The sequence below is a fragment of the Streptomyces sp. NPDC015144 genome (genome assembly GCF_043079735.1).
GTDB lineage: Bacteria > Actinomycetota > Actinomycetes > Streptomycetales > Streptomycetaceae > Streptomyces.
In genome coordinates, this window is sequence record NZ_JBIBUU010000001.1 from 612,059 (window position 1) to 627,575 (window position 15,517).

The 15,517-nt window shown below is 72.5% G+C and carries 11 protein-coding genes and 1 riboswitch; of the genes, 7 read left to right on the forward strand and 4 right to left on the reverse strand.

Annotation, left to right across the window (positions count from 1 at the left end; all coding sequences use genetic code 11):
• Nucleotides 1–4 precede the first annotated feature (4 nt).
• From ACF08W_RS02695 to ACF08W_RS02710, 4 genes are read left to right on the forward strand one after another with little or no spacing between them, the layout of a single operon-like run.
• Nucleotides 5–820: a methyltransferase domain-containing protein gene (locus ACF08W_RS02695; protein WP_352276596.1), complete on the forward strand. Its 816-nt coding sequence runs from the start codon at nucleotides 5–7 to the stop codon at nucleotides 818–820.
• On the forward strand, nucleotides 817–4,119 hold the full coding sequence (locus ACF08W_RS02700) for an amino acid adenylation domain-containing protein (RefSeq protein ID WP_392278149.1): 3,303 nt from the start codon (nucleotides 817–819) through the stop codon (nucleotides 4,117–4,119). Before ACF08W_RS02695 ends, ACF08W_RS02700 begins: the two co-directional genes overlap by 4 nt.
• Nucleotides 4,116–5,873, forward strand: a complete 1,758-nt coding sequence (locus ACF08W_RS02705) for an amino acid adenylation domain-containing protein (RefSeq protein WP_392278150.1) — start codon at nucleotides 4,116–4,118, stop codon at nucleotides 5,871–5,873. The genes ACF08W_RS02700 and ACF08W_RS02705 overlap by 4 nt, the downstream gene beginning before the upstream one ends.
• On the forward strand, nucleotides 5,870–8,143 hold the full coding sequence (locus ACF08W_RS02710) for a M20/M25/M40 family metallo-hydrolase (protein WP_392278151.1): 2,274 nt from the start codon (nucleotides 5,870–5,872) through the stop codon (nucleotides 8,141–8,143). The genes ACF08W_RS02705 and ACF08W_RS02710 overlap by 4 nt, the downstream gene beginning before the upstream one ends.
• Before the next feature lie 58 nt (nucleotides 8,144–8,201).
• On the opposite strand, the gene glpK is transcribed toward ACF08W_RS02710, so the two are convergent.
• Entirely contained in the window at nucleotides 8,202–9,719 is a 1,518-nt protein-coding gene (glpK, locus tag ACF08W_RS02715; protein ID WP_392278152.1) for a glycerol kinase GlpK, read from the reverse strand.
• A gap of 46 nt (nucleotides 9,720–9,765) precedes the next feature.
• A complete protein-coding gene (locus ACF08W_RS02720; RefSeq protein ID WP_385215707.1) occupies nucleotides 9,766–10,611 on the reverse strand; it encodes an MIP/aquaporin family protein in 846 nt (281 codons plus the stop codon).
• Nucleotides 10,612–10,802: 191 nt separating this feature from the next.
• Between ACF08W_RS02720 and ACF08W_RS02725 the strand changes: the two genes are divergently transcribed.
• Together ACF08W_RS02725 and ACF08W_RS02730 are read left to right on the forward strand one after the other, a co-directional pair.
• Entirely contained in the window at nucleotides 10,803–11,219 is a 417-nt protein-coding gene (locus tag ACF08W_RS02725; RefSeq protein WP_392278153.1) for a hypothetical protein, read from the forward strand.
• A 103-nt stretch (nucleotides 11,220–11,322) separates the two neighbouring features.
• Complete coding sequence (locus ACF08W_RS02730) at nucleotides 11,323–11,985, forward strand: DUF305 domain-containing protein (RefSeq protein WP_385215702.1); 663 nt, start codon at nucleotides 11,323–11,325, stop codon at nucleotides 11,983–11,985.
• A 58-nt stretch (nucleotides 11,986–12,043) separates the two neighbouring features.
• On the opposite strand, the gene ACF08W_RS02735 is transcribed toward ACF08W_RS02730, so the two are convergent.
• Nucleotides 12,044–13,708: an ABC-F family ATP-binding cassette domain-containing protein gene (locus ACF08W_RS02735; protein ID WP_392278154.1), complete on the reverse strand. Its 1,665-nt coding sequence runs from the start codon at nucleotides 13,706–13,708 to the stop codon at nucleotides 12,044–12,046.
• Nucleotides 13,709–14,236: 528 nt separating this feature from the next.
• Nucleotides 14,237–14,424, forward strand: a riboswitch (cyclic di-AMP (ydaO/yuaA leader).
• A 3-nt stretch (nucleotides 14,425–14,427) separates the two neighbouring features.
• On the opposite strand from ACF08W_RS02735, the gene ACF08W_RS02740 reads away from it, so the two are divergent.
• On the forward strand, nucleotides 14,428–14,910 hold the full coding sequence (locus ACF08W_RS02740) for a transglycosylase SLT domain-containing protein (protein WP_392278155.1): 483 nt from the start codon (nucleotides 14,428–14,430) through the stop codon (nucleotides 14,908–14,910).
• Between the two features lie 4 nt (nucleotides 14,911–14,914).
• Here the strand turns inward: ACF08W_RS02740 and ACF08W_RS02745 are convergent, their stop codons facing one another.
• Nucleotides 14,915–15,232 (reverse strand): hypothetical protein, encoded by a 318-nt coding sequence (locus tag ACF08W_RS02745; RefSeq protein WP_392278156.1) that lies wholly within the window; start codon nucleotides 15,230–15,232, stop codon nucleotides 14,915–14,917.
• Nucleotides 15,233–15,517: the final 285 nt, after the last annotated feature.

A 15,517-nucleotide genomic window follows, 5' to 3' on the forward strand; every position in this document is an offset into this window, starting at 1 on the left:
CCGCATGTCGATCGATCAGAACATCCAGGAGATCAACCGCACCATGTGGTCGTACGGCGAGTACCGGCACGTCGCCGACCTGCTGCGGCCGGGCGCCGTCGACCTGGTCGACCGGCTCGCCCCCGCCCCGGGCACCGCCCATCTGGACGTGGCCACCGGCAACGGGAACGTGGCGCTGCTGTCCGCCCTGCGCGGCTGCCGCGTCACCGGTCTCGATCTGACCGACGAGTTCTTCCCCGACGCCCGCGAACGGTTCACCGAGGCCGGTGTCGAGGTCGAACTGCACCGGGGCGACGCCCAGGAACTCCCCTTCGAGGACGCCTCGTTCGACCTGGTGACCTCCACCTACGGAATCCAGTTCGCCCCCGACCACGCCGCCGCGGGCGGGGAGATCGACCGGGTGCTCCGGCCGGGCGGCCGGATCGGCATGTGCAACTGGACGGCCCGGAGCTGGACCGCGCACTTCCAGGCGATCCTCTCCTCCTACTTCCCCTCGCCCAACGGCCACCAGGGGCAGCCCATGCTGTGGGGATCGCCGGACTACCTCGCCGAACTCCTCGGCCCCGGTTTCACCGTCACCGCCGAACGCCGTGAACTCTTCTACCCGTTCGACGCGGCCGAAGAACTGGTGGCCTTCTTCGAGAACTGCTTCGGCCCCTGCATCGCGGCGAGGAACACCATCTCGCCGGCCTCGCGGTGGAAGGAACTGCGCGCCGAGATGGTCGAGATGACCGAGGGCTTCCACACCACCGACGAGCGCGGCACCGGCGTCCCCGTCGAGTACCTGCTGGTCGTCGCGGAGAAGCGGGCGGCGCGGTGACCGGCATACCCGAGCACTACCCGCGGCTCCCGCTGGCCGAGGGGGCGCGGGAAGCGGCCCTCGCCGCGGCCCTCACCCGGCACGAACCGTACGAGCTGGGCGACAAGGTCCACACCTACGTCGAGCGGTTCGCGGCCCAGGACCCCGGCCGGACCGCGATCGAGGACGGCGGCACCGTACTCGGATACGGCCGGCTGGCCGAGCTGACCCGGCGCACCGCCGGCGAGCTGGCCGCCGCCGGGATCGGGGAGGGGCGGATCGTCGCGGTCGGCGGCCGGCGCGGCGCCGACGTCGTCGTGGCCTTCCTCGCCCTGGAACTGCTCGGCGCCGTCTATCTGCCGGTGGACGCGGCCTGGCCCGCCGCCCGCGTCGAGTCCCTGCTCACCGACAGCGGCGCCGCCCTGCTGCTGACCATCGGCGCACCGGAGGACCACGGCGAACTGGCCAAGGGCGCCCGCGCGGCCGGCGTCCCCACCGCGTCCCCGCGACCGGCCGGCACCCCGCACCCCGGCACCCGGCCGCCCGCCCCCGACGAGGTGCGCTACGTCCTCTACACCTCGGGCTCGACCGGCCGTCCCAAGGCCGCGGTCGTCGAGCACCGGGGGATGCTCAACCACCTCTGGGCCAAGGTCGACGACCTCGGCCTCACCGCCGACGACCGGCTGGCCCAGACCGCGCCGCTGAGCTTCGACATCTCCGTCTGGCAGATGCTCGCCCCGCTGCTCGTCGGCGGCCGGGTACAGGTCTTCGCCGACGAACAGGCACAGGACGGCGCCCTGCTCCTGGCCGAACTGCGCGAACGGGGAACCACGGTGCTGGAGACCGTGCCCACCCTGATGCGCTTCCTCCTCGACGCCCAGGAGGGTGCGGGGACCGGCCCCGGCGCGCTGCGCTGGATGATCGCCACCGGCGAGGAGCTGCCCCCGGCCCTGGCCCGGCGCTGGCACGACACCCTGCCCGGGATCCGGCTGCTCAACGCCTACGGACCCACCGAGTGCTCCGACGACGTCACCCACGCCGAACTCGGCCCGCCCGCCCCCGGCGTGCGCCACCTCCCGATCGGCTCACCCGTCGGCAACGCCGAACTGTACGTCCTGCGCGAGGAGGACGGGCTCTGGCACGCCTGCGCGCGCGGGGAGGCGGGGGAGCTGTTCGTCGGCGGACTCGTCGTCGGGCGCGGCTACCTCGGTGACCCGGAGCGCACCGCGCGCGCCTTCTTCACCGACCCCTTCGGCGGCGACGGCGGACGCCTCTACCGCACCGGGGACGCCGTCCGCGCGGGGCGGGACGGCCAACTGGAGTACCTGGGCCGGGTGGACCGGCAGGTGAAGCTCGGCGGCGTACGCATGGAACTCGCCGAGATCGAGGCGGTCCTGGGCAGCCACCCCGCGGTCGCCGCCTGCGCCGTCACCGTCCACACCCCCGACGACACCGGGGCCCTGGTCGCCCGGGAGAGCGCCCACACCCCGGCGGCCGCGGAACCGCCCCGCCTCGTCGCCTATCTCACCGCCTCAGGCGACGAACCGGCGGAGTCGGAGCTCCGTACCCACCTGGCCGACCGGCTCCCCGCCCCCATGGTGCCGCGCACCTTCGTCGTCCTGCCCCGGCTCCCGCTCACCCGCAACGGCAAGACCGACTACAAGGCCCTGCCCGCACCGCCGCGCCGCAGCCGCCCCGACACCCGCGCGTACACCCCGCCGCAGGGCGAGGCGGAGACCGTGATCGCCGGGCTCGTCGCCGGGCTCCTCGGCACCGGCCGGGTCGGCCGGAACGACAGGTTCCTGGAGCTGGGCGGCGACTCGCTGCTCGCCATGCGGCTGGTCGCCGCCCTGCGCGGCACCGGATCGGCGGCCGGACTGCGCGATGTACTGCGCGACGGCAGCCCCGCCGCCCTCGCCGCACTCGGCCGCGACCGGCTCCCCGCCACCGGCGCCCGCCCGCCCGCACGGCCGGACGGCGCACCGCGCACCCGGCCGCTCACCCCGCAGCAGGCCGGCGTCTACTTCCACTGGCGGCTCGACCCGCTCAGCCCCTACTACAGCTACCAGGGCTCCCTGGAGCTCGACGGCCCCCTCGACGTGGAGCGCCTGGCCCGCGCCTGGGACCTGCTGCTCGCCGAGAACCCGCTGCTCCTCGCCCGGTTCGAGGAGACCGACGGCGGGGAATCGGGGGACGAGGTCGTCCACCACTACCCGCACTGGAAGGTGCCGCTGCCCACCGCCGTCCGGGAAGCCACCGCCGAGCAGTTCCGCGCGGTGGCCGCCGAGGAGGCCGCCAGGCCCTTCGACCTCCTGGCCGAACCGGCCCTGCGCACCGAACTGTTCGTCCTGCCGGACGGACAGCACCGGCTCCTGGTCACCATGCACGAACTCCTCCTCGACGGCTGGGGAGCGACCGTGCTCTTCCAACGACTGGCCGAACTCTACGAACACCGGCCCGCCGCCCCCGACCCCGAACGGGCCACCCGCTACGACCGCTACCTCGACCACCTGGCCGAACGGCTGGCCACCGACGAGGTCGCGGCGGCGGGGGAGTACTGGCAGCGCCGCCTCGCCGGCGAACTCCCCGCCCTCCAGATCGCCCAGAAACCCCGCCCCGCCGCCCCCACATACCGGGGCGGCGTCACCGAGACGGTCCTGGACGAGGAACTCTCCCGGCGGCTGCGCGACGCCGCGGTGGCCGCGTCCGCCACCGCCTTCGTCCCCCTGCTGGCCGCCTACGCGCTGGCGCTGGGCTACTACGGCGACGCCGACGAGGTGGTCGTCGGCGCCCCGATGGCCGGACGGGAACGGCCGGAGACCGCCGACGTACCCGCCTTCACCCTCGCCATGCTGCCGCTGCGCCTGCACCTCGAACCGGACGCCACCCTGACCGAGTTCACCGCGCAGGTCAGGGAGACGGTGTACGACGCGTACGCCGCCGCCGAGCACCCCTTCGGCTGGACGCTGCGACGGCTGCCCGCCGCCTCCCGAAGCTCGTCCGCCACCCCGGTCTTCCAGACCATGCTCAACATGCTGCCCTACCCGGCACGGGCCACCACCGCCTCCGACGTCCGGTTCCGCTTCGTCGAACTGGACACCGGCTACACCAAGTACGACTGCGCCCTCTACGTCCAGCCGCACGGCCCCGGCCGACTCCTCCTCCAATACGCCTACCAGCAAGAACTGCTCGACGCCCCGGCCGCCCGGAACGTACTGGAATCCACCCTGATCGCGCTGCGGGCCCTCACCGACCCCCGGCGCGCCGAGCACACCACCGTTCGCTCCCTCGACCTGCTGCCCGGAGACGATCAACGATGACCACGCCGACCCTGCTGGAACGATTCGCCGAGCAGGTGGCGGCCCACCCCCGGGCCGTCGCCCTGCGCCACACCGGCACCAGCGTCAGCTACCGCGAACTCGACGAGTGGAGCGGCCGGCTGGCCGCCCGGCTCACCGCCAAGGGCACCGGCCCCGGCTCCCTGGTGGCCCTGGCCGCCCAGCGCGGCCCCGCCGCCGTCGCCGGAGTCCTCGCCGTCCTGAAGACCGGTGCCGCCTACCTGGGACTGGACCCCGCGATCCCCGTACGCCGGCAGCGCCGGATGGTGGAGGAGACCGGACCGCACTGCGTCCTGGCCGAACCCGGACTCGACCAGTTCCCCACCCTGGACGCACCGCGCGTCACCCTGGCGCCGCTCACCGAGGGCCCTCTCCACCAGGCGCCCGAGCGGGAGCCGGACGAGGACGCGCTCTTCCACATCGTCTACACCTCCGGAACGACCGGAAACCCCAAGGGCGTACGCGTCGGCCACCGCTCGGTGCGCGGCCGACTGGAGTGGATGTGGCGGGACCACCCGTTCCCCGCCGACGCGGTGCTCGCCATACAGAAGTCCCTGGCCCTGGTCGCCTCGCCCTGGGAACTGCTGGGCGGACTGCTCCAGGGCGTCCCGTCCGTCGTGCTCGCCACCGACGAACTCCTCGACCCCGCGCTCTTCGCCGCCGTCGTCGAGCGGGAACGCGTCACCCACCTCTTCCTCACCCCGCAGCTCGTCGCCGGACTGCTGGAGGAGAGCGCCGCCCGCCCCGGCGGCCACCAGCCGGTCCTGGTCACCAGCGGCGCCGACACCCTGCCGGTGGCGACCGTCCGGCGGTTCCACGAGGTCTGGCCCGACGCCACCCTGCTCAACCTGTACGGCATGACGGAGACCGCCTCGAACGTCGCCGCGTACGACACCGCCCTGCTGCCCGCCGACGCCGAACGCGTCCCGGTCGGCGCCCCGGTGGCGGGCGCCGCCCTCACCGTCCGCGACCGGCACGGCCGCCGGCTGCCGCCGGGCACGACCGGCGAGGTCTGGGTCTCCGGCCCGCCGCTCGCCCTCGGCTACGTCGGCGGCGACGGCGAGGACCGCTTCACCACCGACGACACCGGAACCCGGCACTACCGCACCGGCGACCGGGGCCGCGTGCTCCCGGACTCGGGCCTGGAGATCACCGGCCGCGCCGACAACCAGATCAAGGTGCGCGGCTACCGCGTCGAACTGGAGGAGATCGAGGCCGTCCTGCGCAAGGCCCCCGACATCGCCGAAGCCGGGGCATACGCGGAGACCGAGGACGGCGAGACGCGCATCGTCGCCTGCGTCACCGCCACCGGCGACGAACCCGCCGAGGCCGCCCTGCGCGCGTACCTCCGCGACCGGCTGCCCGACTACATGCTCCCCGCCCGCGTCCAGCGCGTCCCGCACCTCCCCCTCGGCACCAACGGCAAACTGGACCGCGCCGCCCTGCGCACCCTCGTCGCGGACATCGGCCGGCCCGGCGAGACCGCGTTCACCCCGTCCGACGACACCGAGGCCGCCGTCGCCGCACTCTGGGCAGAACTGCTCGGCACCCCGCCCGCATCGGCCGACCAGAACTTCTTCGACGCCGGGGGCCACTCCCTGCTCGCGGTACGGCTCGCCAACCGGCTGGCCGCGGTGGCGGGCCGCCGGGTCCCGCTGCGCCGCATCCTCGGCGCCCCCACCGTCACCGCGATCGCCGCCACGTGCCGCGAGATCCAGCGGGAGGAGCGGATATGACCAGCCCCTGGCTCACCCTGCCCGGCGACCGCACGGCCGCCACCAGCACCCTCGTCGTCTGCTTCGCACCCACCGGCGCCCACGGCTCCACGTTCGCACACTGGCGCGGCCGGCTCCCCGAGGGCACCGCCTTCGCCACCGTCGTACCCCCGGGCCGCGGCACCCGTGTCGACGAGGAACCCGTCACCGACATGGCCGCCTTCGCCGACGCGGTGGCCGACGGGATCCGCGAACTGCGGGACGGGCGGCGCCTGGTGCTGATCGGCGTCAGCCTCGGCGCCCTGCTCGCCTACGAGACCTGCCGCCGCCTGCTCGACTCCGGGGTGCCCGTCGCACGGCTGTGCGCGGTGGCCGCACAGTGCCCCGGCGACTTCCACGGACACGGCGAGGAGGTGACCGTCGAGGACGCCCGCGCCTTTGTCACCGGGACCGGACTCACCGATCCCGAACTCCTGGCGGACCCCGAGTTCGAGGAGGTGCTGCTCCCACCCGTCCTGGCCGATCTCCGGCTGGCCGCCGGGTACGACGGCCGCCCGGGAACCGTCCCCGAAGTCGAACTGCGCGCCGTGTGGGCCACCGACGACCCGCACGTACCCGAGGCCGCCGTACGCCGCTGGACCGGGTGGACCCGCGGCGCCTGCACCCTCACCTCCGTCGAGGGCGGGCACTACGCCCACCAGGAGAACCCCGCCGCCGTCATCGCCGCCTGCCTCGACGGACTCCCCGGCACCCGGCCGTCGCGGCGCTCCGTGCTCGGCGCCGGGGCGACGGCCGTCGCCTCCACGGTGCTCGGTCTCGGCGCGGTGGCCTCGGCGGCCCCCGAGGCACGGGCCGACGCCCCCGCGGCTACGGAGAAGGGCGACGCCTCCTTCGACGGCGACCCCACCGACCCGGTGGCCCTCGCCGTCGCCATGATCCGCCAGAACACCAGCAACCCGGGCGACGGCGCCGAAACGCTCCCGCTCGCCCGGATGCTCCAGGGCGTCTTCCGCTCCGCCGGGGTCACCACCGAGATCGTGCCCACCCCGAAGGACGGCAACGTCCACTTCCTCGCCCGCGTCCCGGGCAGCGGACCGGCCACCCGCAAGCCCCTGGTCCTGCTCGGCCACTCCGACGTGGTGCCCGCCATCGGCGACCGCTGGGAGACGGACCCCTTCGCCGCGGAGATCAAGGACGGCAAGCTCTACGGCCGCGGCGCACTGGACATGAAGGGCGTCAACGCGGCCTTCGTCGCCGCCCTGCTGCGCCACGTCCGCGAAGGAGCCGCCTTCGACCGCGACATCGTCTTCTGGTCCGACTGCGACGAGGAACAGGGCCCCTACGGCGTGCGCTGGTTCCTCACCGAACACCCCGGCAGGGTCACGGCCGGAGCGGTCATCACCGAGGGCGGCTGGGTGCTCAACCAGCGCGACGGCACCACACCCATGATCGCCTCGCTCACCTGCAACGACAAACGGTCCCTGCTGCTGCGCCTGGAGACCGCGTCGTACGCCACCCACACCTCCAAGCCGTTCAGCGGGCAGGCGGTGATCCGGCTCGGCGAGGTACTCGACCAGCTCGGGCAGTGGCGCGCCCACATCCGCCCCAACGCCCTGTCCCGGCGGTACTTCGCCGAACTGGCCGAGGCCACCACCGACCGCTCCTTCGCCCGGGCCCTGCGCGAACTGCTCGACGCCCGCACCGACCGGCAGCGGGACAGGGCCGGGGAGGAGGTGGTACGGCTCAGCGAGACCCCGGAGCTGCACAACGCGATGCTCCGGACCACCCTGGCCTTCACCGCCGCCCGGTCCGGCTACTACCCGAGCATCGTGCCCGGCACGGCGACCGCGGAGTTCCGGGCCGCCTTCCTGCCCGGGGCCGAGGACCCCGGACGCGTCGTCGCCGAACTGCGCTCGCTGATCGGCAACCGGGCGACACTGAGCGTCGTTGGCAACCCCGGCGAGACCGAACAGCAGGCCCTGGACCGGCTGCGCGGCTACCTCGCCACCCCCGACTCCAGCTACGACACGGACGTCTTCCGCGCCTGGCAGAACGCCGTACGCCACACCCACCCCGGCGTACGGGCCACCGCCTGCCAGTTCGAGGCGGTCACCAGCGCGGTGCCGTTCCGGGAGGAGAACATCCCCGTGTACGGCATGTACCCGTTCACCGTGAACCGGGACATGCTCAAGCGCATGCACGGCACCGACGAGCACATCGGGGTCGAGGCCCTGCGCCGGGGCACCGAGACCGTCTACCAGCTCCTGGCCGGACTGCGCACCGACACCTGAGCCACCGGCGCGCCGTCCGGGACGGGGCCCGGCCCCTCCCGTACGGCGCGCCACCGGATCACTCCACACTCACCCAGTCCAGGGTGCGCCGCACGGCACGCTTCCAGTCCGCGTACCCCCGCGCCCGCCGCTCCTCGTCCCACTGCGGTTCCCAGCGCCTGGACTCCTGCCAGTGCTCCCGCAGTTCGTCCTGGTCCCGCCAGAACCCGGTGGCCAGACCGGCGGCGTACGCGGCGCCCAGCGCCGTCGTCTCGGCGACCACCGGACGGCTGACCGGGACGCCCAGCACATCCGCCTGGATCTGCATGCAGAGGTCGTTGGCCGTCACCCCGCCGTCGACCTTGAGCACATCGAGATGGACGCCGGAGTCCTGCTCCATCGCCTCCACCACGTCCCGGCTCTGGTAGCAGATCGACTCCAGGGTGGCCCGCGCCAGATGGGCGTTGGTGTGGTAGCGGGCCAGACCGACGATGGCGCCCCGGGCGTCCGAGCGCCAGTACGGGGCGAAGAGCCCGGAGAAGGCCGGGACGAAGTACATCCCGCCGTTGTCGTCCACCGTCCGGGCGAGCCGCTCGCTCTCGCTCGCCTCGCTGATCACCTTCATCTGGTCCCGCAGCCACTGCACCGCCGAACCGGTGACCGCGATGGAGCCCTCCAGGGCGTAGACCGCCGGGGCCGTACCGAAGCGGTAGGCGACCGTGGTCAGCAGGCCGTGCCGCGAGCGGACCGGCGTCGTACCGGTGTTGAGCAGCAGGAAGTTGCCGGTGCCGTAGGTGTTCTTCGCCTCGCCGGGCGCGAAGCACACCTGCCCCACCGTCGCCGCCTGCTGGTCGCCGAGGACCCCGGCGATCGGGACCGCGGCCCGCAACGGGCGGGACATGCGGGTCCGTCCGTACGCCTCGGCGTCGGAGGACGGCCGGATGGCCGGGAGCATCGCCCGGGGGACTCCGAAGATCTCCAGCAGTTCTTCGTCCCAGTCCAGCGTCTCCAGGTCCATCAGCATCGTCCGGCTGGCGTTGGTCACATCGGTGGCGTGGACTCCGCCCTCGGGGCCGCCGGTGAGGTTCCACAGCACCCACGAGTCGGTGTTCCCGAACACCGCGTGCCCCCGCTCCGCGGCCGCCCGGACGCCGTCGACGTGGTCAAGGATCCACTTGATCTTCCCGCCGGAGAAGTACGTCGCCGGGGGCAGCCCCGTCTTGTGCCGGATCACCTCCCCGTGCCCGGCGTCCTCCAACGACTTGGCGATCGAGTCGGTGCGGGTGTCCTGCCACACGATGGCGTTGCAGTACGGCCGCCCGGTGCGCGGATCCCACACCACGGTCGTCTCGCGCTGGTTGGTGATCCCGAGGGCGTGCAGGTCCGTGCCGCTCAGCCCGCCGGTGCGCAGCGCGGTCTGCATCACCGAGTTGGTGCGCTCCCAGATCTCCACCGGGTCGTGCTCCACCCAGCCGGGGCGGGGCATGATCTGCTCGTGCTCCAGCTGGTGCCGGGCCACCTCGTTGCCGCCGTGATCGAAGATCATGAAGCGGCTGCTGGTGGTGCCCTGGTCCACCGCGCCGATGAAGTCCGCCATGGCATGCCGCCTCTCCTGGGTCCCGGTCCGCCGCGCGGACCGGCGCTCATTTCTCGGGCAGTACGGGGATCCTGCCCTCCGGCTCCTCCTCGGGCGAGGGCAGGAAGGTGCTGATGAGGACCTTGTAGACGAACGCCCCCACCGGGCCGCCGACCAGCGGGCCGATGATGGGCACCCAGAAGTAGAGCTCCCCGTACTGGTCGCGCCAGGCGCCGCCGTATCCGGTGAGGAAGCTCGCGAGCCGGGGGCCGAGGTCACGGGCCGGGTTGATGGCGTATCCGGCGTTGGTGCCGAACGCCATGCCGATGGCCACCACGATGAGCCCCACGACGAACGGGCCGAGGTTGGCGCCCGGCGGGGTGTTGAGGAGGTCGGTCACCGCGAAGATCAGCAGGACGAGGATCGCGGTGCCGATGACCTGGTCGCGGAAGGCCCCCCACTCATGGATCGGCAGCGCGTGGTTCCCGTTGGCGGGCAGGGTGGAGAACACCGCCTGTGTCTTGATCGTGTGCCCCGGGTCGACCTTGGCCAGCGCCTCCGAGTAGTTCCACCGGACCAGCAGCGCCGCCACGAACGCGCCCGCCAGTTGGGCGAGCGAGTAGGGCGCGACCTTCCTCCAGGGGAAGCCCTTGAACGCGGCCAGCGAGACCGTCACCGCCGGATTGAGGTGGGCGCCGCTGAGGCGGCCCGCCACATAGACGCCGAGGGTGACCCCGAGCCCCCAGGCCCAGGCGATGCTGTCGTGGTTGCCCAGACCTCCCGGCGGATCGGTGAGCGCGCCGCCCGCCGCGACCTGGGCCACGACCCCGCAGCCGAAGAGGATGAGGATCAGGGTGCCGAGGAACTCCGCGGAGAGCTCCCCGGCGAGTCCCGAGTTCCTGAGTCGCCCCATGGGGAACTCGCTTCCTGTCGGTCCGCGGGGATAGGGGTCGTGGATACGGATTTGAGCGTAAAGGGAGGTATGTGATTCCGCATGCGGTTCACGGCCCTCCCGGACCGGGGGTGCCATCGGACAGGACACCCGGTGGGGGTATCGTCGGGCCCGTACCGCAGGACTCTTACGACCAGGGATTCGAGGCAGCCGTGGATCGCGGACGGACCCGCGCACCGGGAGCGTTCCGGTTGCTCGTGCTCTGCGCCGCCCTGTTCGGGCTGTTCCTCATGCACGGAGCACCGGCCGGCGCGGCGGCGGGCTGCCACGACGCCGGGACGGCGATCGCCGCCGCTCCGGGTACGGCGACGGCCGGTGGCCACGCCGCCATGGCCGAGGGGCACGGCTCCGAGCGGGTGGCCGTCGCGGCGCCCGCGGCGGACGGCGAGTCCTGCGTCTTCACCCAGTCCCGGGACCGGGTGCTGCCCCTGCTGACGGCGCTGGGGCTGCTGGTGCCGGTCACGGGCGTGGCCTCCGGTGCCCGCACCGCCGTACGGGGACCGGCGCGGCGAGGACCGCCGTTCGCCGGCCGGGGGCTGCTGCTCCAGGTGTGCGTCGCGCGGACGTGACAGGGATCCGCCGGTCCACGGCCTTCGGGCCGGTCCGGCCGGACCTCCCTGCCCTTCCGCGCCACGGACGTGGCGCGCCCACACACCTGGAAAGAGAACCGCGATGTCTGCTTTCGCGCCCTTCGCCGCCCGCCGCCGTACGCTCGCGGCGGTCGGCACCGCCGCCGTGCTCGCCCTGGCCCTGACGGCTTGCGGCTCTTCCGACGACTCCTCGGACGGTTCGTCCATGCCGGGCATGGACCACGGCTCGCCCAGGGCCTCCGCCCCGGCCGCCGCCGGTACGTTCAACGACGCGGACGTGGAGTTCGCGCAGCAGATGATCCCGCACCACCAGCAGGCCATCGAGATGGCGCGGCTGGCCGACGGCCGGGCCGCCGACGCCGAGATCAAGAAGTTGGCCTCCGCGATCGAGGACGCGCAGGACCCCGAGATCAACACGATGAAGGGATGGCTGACGTCCTGGGGCAAGCCGCTGCCCGACGCCTCGATGGGTGACATGCCCGGGATGGACCACGGCTCGGACGGCGCGGGCATGCCCGGAATGATGTCCGACAAGGAGATGGACGGCCTCGAGGCGGCCAGGGGCAAGGACTTCGACAGGAAGTTCGCCCGACTCATGATCGGCCACCACGAGGGCGCCGTCACCATGGCCGAGAAGGAGCAGAAGGACGGCAGGAACGCCGACGCGAAGAAGCTCGCCGAGGCCGTTGTCACGGCCCAGACCGCCGAGATCGAGCAGATGAACAAGATCCTCGACCGGCTCTGACCCGCAGGGGGCGCGGGTTCCCGTACGTCCTTCGTACGGGAACCCGCGCCCCGGCCGCTCAGGCGGAGTCCGCCGGTGCGGCGAGCAGCTCGGCCACCTCCTCGGGGGTGGTCTCCCGCAGCTCCTCGTCGACCAGCAGCCACCGGGTGATGGAGACCGCTTCGAGGAACGGCAGATCGTGGCTGGCGATGAGCAGCGCGCCCTCGTAGGACTCCAGGGCGCTGGTCAGCTGCCGCACACTGGCGATGTCGAGATTGTTGGTCGGCTCGTCCATCATCAGGAGCTGCGGGGCCGGCGCGGCGAGCATCGTGGCCGCGAGCGCGGCACGGAACCGCTCACCGCCCGAGAGGGTGCCCGCCGGCTGCTCGGCCCGCTTCCCCTGGAAGAGGAAGCGGGCGAGCTGGGAGCGGATCTGGTTGTCGGTGACCCCGGGAGCCAGCCGGGCCGTGTTCGCCGCGACGCTCAGCTCCGGGTCCAGCACATCGAGCCGCTGCGGGAGGAACCGCGTCGGGACGAAGGTCCTGGCCTCGCCGGACAGCGGGGCCAGCTCACCGGTGAGCGTGCGCAGCAGTGTCGTCTTCCCCGCGCCGTTGCGGCCGACGAGCGCGATCCGCTCCGGGCCGTTGACCTGGAGCGTGCCCTCGCGCAACCGGCCGAACCGCGGGCGCAGTTCGTCCAGGGTCAGCACGGTCCGTCCGGCGGGCACCGCCGTGTGCGGCAGCCTCACCCGGATCTCGGCGTCGTCGCGGATCGCGTCCGCGGCCTCCTCGCGCCGCTCGCGGGCCTCGTTGAGCCGGTCCTCGTGGAGGCCGCGGAGCTTGCCCGCCGACTCCTGGGCGGACCGCTTGCGGCGGCCCGCCAAAATCTTCGGCAGGCCACCGTCCAGCTCAGCCTTTTTGCCGGTGCGTTGACGCCGGGCCAGCTTCGTCCGGGTCTCCTCCAGTTCGCGCTTCTGGCGGCGCACGTCCGCCTCGGCGGCGCGCAGCGTCCGCCCGGCCGCCTCCTGCTCGGTGGCCACGGCCTCCTGGTACGCGGACCAGCCGCCGCCGTACCAGTTCACCGAACCGGCGCGCAGCTCGGCGATGCGGTCCACGCGCTCCAGCAGTTCACGGTCGTGGCTGACCACGATCAGCACGCCCGAGTGCCAGGAGTCGACGGCTTCGTACAGCCGCCGGCGGGCGAACAGGTCCAGGTTGTTGGTGGGTTCGTCCAGGAGGACGACGTCGGGGCGTTCCAGCAGCAGCGCCGCGAGGCGCAGCAGCACGGTCTCCCCGCCGGACAACTCGCCCACGGTGCGGTCGAGTCCGATGTCGCCGAGGCCGAGCGAGCCCAGGGTCGCCAGGGCCCGTTCCTCCACGTCCCAGTCGTCGCCGATCGTCTCGAAGTGCTTCTCGTCGACATCCCCGGACTCGATGGCGCGCAGCGCCTCGCGCCGTTCGGCGATGCCGAGCGCGTGGTCCACCCGCAGGGTGGTGTCGAGGGTGATGTTCTGCGGCAGGTGGGCGAGGCTGCCGCCGATGGTCACCGTGCCCTCGGACGGGCGCAGTTCGCCGGTGAGCAGCCGCATCAGGGTGGACTTGCCCGCGCCGTTGTTGCCGACGAGCCCGATCCGGCCGCGGCCGACGCTCAGCGAGAGCCCGTCGAAGACCGTGGTGCCGTCCGGCCACCGGAAGGTCAGTGCCGAGCAGGTGAGGGAGGCGCTGGGGGCGGTGGGTGTCGCCATGGATTTCCTCGCAGTCGTGATCGCAATGAAGGGGGGATTCGTATGCGAGCACCACGCGGCGACCGAGCAGCGGAGAAGGATGCGGCTGTCCTGGAAACGAGGGACGGCTCATGCATCGAGGTCGCATCCACGCGGCGGCCACGGGCAGTGCGGAAACACTGCGACGACGTGACAGTCATACGGCGAGAGCCGTACGGCGTGGTGTTCGCGGACCTCAGATGCGCAACGTCCACCTCTATCGGAGACAACAGGACACGAAAACCATAGCGGCAGAGGCAGTGGTTGGCAATGCTCGCCGGTCCGGCGGGGCGGAGCCCGGAACGCCGCTCCCCTCTCCCCGTGGTGCGAGTCACATTTCGCCCCCGACCGCCGTGCCGCATGCCGCGGATCCCTTTGCCCGCAAGGGTCGTCACCGGGTCGGTGTGAGGTGGATTACCGGAAATGAAATGACTTGATCTTGTTGGGCAATTACATGCGGAAAAAGGGTCTTGTCCCCTTCGGATTCTCTCGTCTACGGTCTTCGTCAATCCGGACGGAACGCCGAATCCTGCCGCTGTCCGGAGCATTCCGACCACTCGTGTACGGCAGGAGCGGGGAACCCAGGTACACCGCCGGTCCGGACATCCGGACGGCTCGGGGTGAAGCCGCGTCGACGCGCGGCCGGGCAGCTCCAGCCCGAACCCGACAGCTCACCTCGCAGGCGACGGAGAGGAACCACCATGTCCTTCACCGGTACGCGCCACCGTCGCGCCGCCACCTCGCTGACCAGGGGATTCATAGCCGTGGGTACGGGAGCGGCCGCCCTGCTCCTGCCGCTGCTCGGTGCCCAGGCCGCTTCGGCGGCGCCGACCGCCGCGCCCGCCGCGCGAACCGCGGCGTACACCGACGACCTGGACGGCTGGATCAAGGAGTCGCTGGCCGTCATGGCCGAGCACGGCATCCCCGGCAGCTATGAGGGGATCCACCGCAACGTCATGCGCGAGTCCTCCGGCAACCCGCTCGCCGTCAACAACTGGGACTCCAACGCCGCCGCGGGGACCCCTTCCAAGGGTCTGCTCCAGATCATCGATCCGACGTTCCTCGCCTACCACGTGCCCGGCACGTCGACGGACAGCTTCGACCCCGTCGCCAACATCACCGCCGCGTGCAACTACGCCGCCGACCGGTACGGCTCCATCGACAACGTCAACGGGGCCTACTGAACCGTCACTCCGGGGCGGACCCGGCCGCCCGTTCCGGAGCCGCGCGGGGCGGAACGGGCACCGTGGCCGCCGCCCCGTTCCGTACCGCCTGCACGGCCGCGTCGTGCAGGCGGCGGCTGTCCTCCTCCGAACAGCACGCGACGGGGCTGCCCGCCATGGTGAACCAGTCGATCGCCCCCGAATACTGCACCGTGATCTGGGCCGTGTCCTCGGCCCAGGTCGTGTGCACGGTCAGTTCCCCGGACAGGACACCGACCTCCTCCGTCAGCACGCCGCCGTGCCCGGAGAACACACCACACGTAGTCCATGACGCCCAAGTCATGCATCCAGGCTGGCACCGGGGCGGCGAATGCGCGACCCATGGGCCCCGTGCCCGCGCCCGATGCCGACCGGGGGAAAAATTCCCGGGGTCCGGCCTTCGGTTCCCGCACCCCCCGATCCTTCGACGTCCTCTGCTCAGTTAGCGCCAAATCGTCGAAACTGATCACTAGAACAACGAATTCCGAAGGTGAACACCTCTTGACCTGCGGAACACGTCGGGATTGCATAGCGCGCTGGGAGCGACGAAACCACTCATCACGTCCTCGTCTGGAGGCGATACCGCTCC